Source organism: Nanoarchaeota archaeon, from assembly GCA_018897155.1.
Lineage (GTDB): Archaea > EX4484-52 > EX4484-52 > EX4484-52 > LFW-46 > LFW-46.
Genome location: JAHILE010000049.1, coordinates 1 through 4,047, shown reverse-complemented (window position 1 = coordinate 4,047; position 4,047 = coordinate 1). Strand labels below are relative to the sequence as shown.

Sequence of the window (4,047 nt, the reverse complement as noted above, 5' to 3'; positions counted from 1 at the left end):
CGTTTATACGAAAAATGCGGCCTGGAGTCTGGTTTGAGTCCGCTAAAGATTGGTTTTGAGGCGAAATTATGTGCGCGAAATATATATCAAAGAAGATGGAAATGATTACGGGATATCACACGTGCTGCCTTGGATAAACAAAGATTGGGTGAATTAATAGATTTGATAGGCACTATCGGCCTTGGAGATGCCGAGAGCAGATCAAAGGACATTCTTGGAAGAGTCTATGAATATTTTATCGGAAGATTTGCGGACGCCGAGGGTAAAAGCGGCGGACAGTTCTACACGCCAAGAAGCATTGTTAGCCTTCTTGTTGAAATGATTGAGCCGTACAAAGGCAGGATATTTGACCCTTGCTGCGGTTCGGGCGGTATGTTTGTACAAAGCGAAAAATTCATCAAGGCGCACCAGGGAAAGCTTGACGACATCCATATTTTCGGCCAGGAATCAAACCAGACAACCTGGCGGCTTTGCAAAATGAATCTTGCCATAAGAGGACTTGAAGCAACTTTTGTCAAATGGAATAACGAAGGAAGTTTTCTGAATGACGAGCATAAGGATTTGAAAGCAGACTTTATTCTTGCCAATCCGCCGTTTAATGACAGCGACTGGAAAGGTGAATTGCTAAGAGATGATGCGAGGTGGCGGTTTGGAATTCCGCCTGCAGGAAATGCCAACTTTGCATGGGTTCAGCATTTCATATATCATCTCGCACCAACTGGAATTGCGGGGTTCGTATTGGCTAACGGTTCAATGAGTTCTAATACTTCCGGCGAGGGTGAGATAAGGAAAAACATGGTTGAGGAAGATTTGGTTGATTGTATGGTCGCCCTGCCTTCGCAACTGTTCTATAATACAATGATCCCTGCATGCCTCTGGTTTGTTGCGCGAGACAAGAAAAACCATAAATTCAGGGACAGGAGAGGAGAATTTCTCTTTATTGACGCGCGAAAGATGGGCGCAATGATTGACAGGAGGCATAGGGAATTAACCGAAAAAGAGGTTAAGAAAATTTCCTCGGTTTATCACGCATGGCGCGGCGAAGGCGGAAAATACGAAGATGTTGCAGGATTCTGCAAGGCAGTTAAGATTGATGAGATTAGGAAGCACGGGCATATTCTAACCCCGGGCCGCTATGTCGGCGCAGAAGAAGTCGAGGACGACGGCGAGCCGTTTGAGGAGAAAATGAAGAAGCTTGCGGCAGAGTTAACAAGGCAGATGGAAGACGGGAAAAAACTTGATGAGGAAATAAAAAGGAATTTGAAAACGATCGGGTTTAAAATATGATTTTGTGGTGCGTTCAAATGAAAAACAAAGACAAACATCTTTACGGTGCGGATATTATCCTTAATCTGGAGGATATTACCATACATGATCTCGATTCTTTTTGGAGTTCCGGATGCTCCGGAAAGGCATCTTTTAATATTAACTGCCAGACTAAACATGGCTATTGCGAAGACCCTCGTTTTTTAGGCAAAATTAAAATCCTGGAAGCAAAAAAGTGCCGTGAAAAAGGAGTTTATTTTTTGAAAGTCAAATTCAAAAAAGAAAAAGATGAGTAATATGGACAAAAAAGAGTTTGATTTTATCCTGCAAAAAGGAGAGGATTTCAAAACCGAGTTCAGAGAGACTATTTCGGGCATGGATAAAGATATTGTCGCTTTTGCCAATGCCGAAGGAGGAAAATTATTTATCGGGATTGGAGATGATACGAGTATCAAGGGTTTTTCTTTAAACAATAGTGCAAAATCCGAAATTCAAAGCATAGCAAGGAACTGCGATCCGCCAATAAAGATTAATGTTTTTTCTTTTGAAAACGTATTAATTATTGATGTTCCGGAAAGCAATAACAAGCCGCATAAATGCAAAGAAGGATTCTATCTAAGGCAGGGAGCCACATCCCAAAAGCTTAATGTTGACGAAATAAGAGAATTATTTTCAAAGCACGGCAAAGTGCTTTATGAAGAAATTACAAGTCCGGGCGTTACATTTGACGAGCTGGATAATTCAAAGCTTAATAATTTTCTCAAGGCTGCTAAAATATCAAAAGTCTTGCCTGAAAAAGATCTGCTAAAAAATATCGGCGTGTTGAGCGATGGCGATGAATTCAAGAACGCCGGCATATTATTCTTTGCAAAAGACGCCTCAAAGTTTTTGCCTCACGCGATAATAACCTGCATTTTGTATAAGGGAATTACAAAAGCGCATATTATCGATAGAAAGGATTTTGGAAAAGATGTGCTGTCAAACTATGAAAATACAATATCGTTTATTCGTCAGCATCTTAAAGTAGGATACAAGTTCGAAGGATTCGGGCCAAGAAAAGAAATAATGGAGATTCCTGAAAGAGCGCTTAAAGAGGCACTAATTAATGCCATTTGCCACAGGGATTATTCTGAGCGCGGGGCAGTCATAATGATAGATATTTATGACGATAGGGTCGAGATTTCCAATCCCGGCGGCCTCATTATTAAAGAGCGCGATTTTGGCAAGAAAAGCCTCTCCCGAAACCCGCTAATATTCTCATTAATGCAAATGCAGGGGCTTGTGGAAAAAGCAGGAAGCGGAATCGCAAGAATGCGCGATGAAATGGCCGGCGCAGGGCTTCCTGAGCCCAAATTCGAGTTCACCACATTTTTTACTGTGACATTCAGAAGGCAATCGGTTAAAGAGTTCGGGAGAAAAATCGGCGCTGCTGAGGGATTGAAAGAAAAGGACACTGGGGAGAAAACTACCCAGAAAACTACCCAGAAAACTACCCAGAAGATTATGGATGCAATAAAGGAAAATCCGCTCATTACGCGAAAAGAGCTTGCGCAAATAACCGGAATAACAGAAGACGGCGTGAAATTCCATTTAAACCGCCTAAAGAAGAGCGGCGCAATCCGAAGAATCGGACCCGACAAAGGCGGGCGGTGGGAAGTGATTAAGTCATGAAAATCCTCGGGATTTTCAAGCCTTTCAATGCCTTATCTTCGCGATTAATTACGAAGCTTTCGGCGATTGAAAGTAAGGGCGCGCAGGGGTTTGGGCGGGATGGGAAATCAAGATACATGACGGCGATTCATCAAAGTTTAAAGCGCAGAGAGCGAACGAAAAAGCGGGATAAGGAAATAAATAAAAATTTAGAAGAACTGGTTTTAACGTATGAATAAAGAAGAATTAATTCAAAGGTTTGGAGACATAGAATGGGAGGACTTTGAAGTCAAAGAGGCAAAATCCGAGATTCCAAAAAATTCATGGGAGACGGTTTCAGCGTTTTCAAATACCGCAGGAGGCTGGCTCGTTTTCGGGGTTAAGAAAGAAGGGAAAAATTATTCCGTGTTAGGGGTTGAAAATCCTGAAAAAATAGAGCAGGACGTTATATGTACTTTAAGAGGAGGCGAAAAATTCAATAAAAATATCGACATTAAATGCAAAAAGTACAAAATTGATGAAAAACAAGTGCTCGCGTTTTACATACCTGCTGCTGAGAAGAAGCCGGTGTTTTACAACAGCCCAAAAAACACATTCATAAGAACAGGGAGCGGGGACCAAAGAGCAACGCAGGAAGAGACAGACGCAATGTTTCGCGAACAGGCATTCTCTTCAAAAGACAAAGAGCTGACAACATACACGCTCAAGGACCTTGACCCGAAGACAATTGAAGATTACCGGACATATATGAAAAACTTCAACCCGGATCACAGGTACAATAAGCTTGATACGGAAGAATTGTTAAAACGCCTTAATGTCCTGATTAGCGGCAAAGTTACTGTCGGCGGATTGCTCTTCTTCGGAAAAGAAGAGCAGATAAATAAAATCATCACCGACTTTCGGATAGATTATCTTGAAATACCCGGGACATCTTATTCTGATGCTTCTACGCGATACACATATAGGCTTAGCGAAGAGGAAAACCTGTTCAGGTTCTATTTTAGCATAATCGAACGGCTGCTAAAGAAAATTGATATTCCCTTTCAGCTGAAAAGCGCCGGATTTGCCTCAACGGACCAGCCGCAGGCTACCGCCATCAGGGAAGCGCTGGTTAATCTTCTCATGCATTCG

The 4,047-nt window shown here is 42.1% G+C and carries 5 protein-coding genes; all 5 read left to right on the top strand.

Features of this window, described 5'->3' with window-relative positions:
* Positions 1-114 precede the first annotated feature (114 nt).
* Positions 115-1,287 (top strand): SAM-dependent methyltransferase, encoded by a 1,173-nt coding sequence (locus KKB09_06795; protein ID MBU4300896.1) that lies wholly within the window; start codon positions 115-117, stop codon positions 1,285-1,287.
* Between the two features lie 17 nt (positions 1,288-1,304).
* Positions 1,305-1,562 (top strand): hypothetical protein, encoded by a 258-nt coding sequence (locus tag KKB09_06790; GenBank protein MBU4300895.1) that lies wholly within the window; start codon positions 1,305-1,307, stop codon positions 1,560-1,562.
* Between the two features lies 1 nt (position 1,563).
* Positions 1,564-2,937, top strand: coding sequence for a helix-turn-helix domain-containing protein (locus KKB09_06785; protein MBU4300894.1), 1,374 nt, complete (start codon positions 1,564-1,566; stop codon positions 2,935-2,937).
* Complete coding sequence (locus KKB09_06780; GenBank protein ID MBU4300893.1) at positions 2,934-3,155, top strand: hypothetical protein; 222 nt, start codon at positions 2,934-2,936, stop codon at positions 3,153-3,155. The genes KKB09_06785 and KKB09_06780 overlap by 4 nt, the downstream gene beginning before the upstream one ends.
* On the top strand, positions 3,148-4,047 hold a 900-nt coding region (locus KKB09_06775; GenBank protein ID MBU4300892.1), incomplete at its 3' end, for a putative DNA binding domain-containing protein. The genes KKB09_06780 and KKB09_06775, both read left to right, overlap by 8 nt.